Origin of the sequence: Priestia sp. SIMBA_032 (assembly GCF_046535215.1) — a bacterium.
Lineage (GTDB): Bacteria > Bacillota > Bacilli > Bacillales > Bacillaceae_H > Priestia > Priestia aryabhattai.
In genome coordinates, this window is sequence record NZ_JAWRXD010000825.1 from 1 (window position 1) to 265 (window position 265).

The following is a 265-nucleotide window of genomic DNA, read 5'->3' on the forward strand; positions in this document are numbered from 1 at the left end:
GGTTGAGGGATAAAGGCTATCCTTTGCGTTGTAATCAGGTGACCAGTTTGTGTATGCGCCGACCAGCTCTCCCAAATAGGGTTGTGCAATGCCGAGTATGAACTGGAAATCGATTTCCTCCGCCTCCACAATTCCATGTCTTGGGTTTTCTAAGGCCCATCTGATGCCAGCTATTACACCTGCAACTACTTGTAAGGTGGTGGCAGAACTTTGGGGATTCAAAGCTTGAGCTGCACAGTTTTTAAGGGCAGAGCCGTACCAATAT

Annotated in this window: 1 protein-coding gene; it reads right to left on the reverse strand. The window is 47.9% G+C overall.

Annotated elements, in window-relative coordinates:
• A partial coding sequence (locus SB717_RS36645) for a hypothetical protein (protein WP_410907974.1) occupies window positions 1-265 on the reverse strand: 265 nt, incomplete at both ends.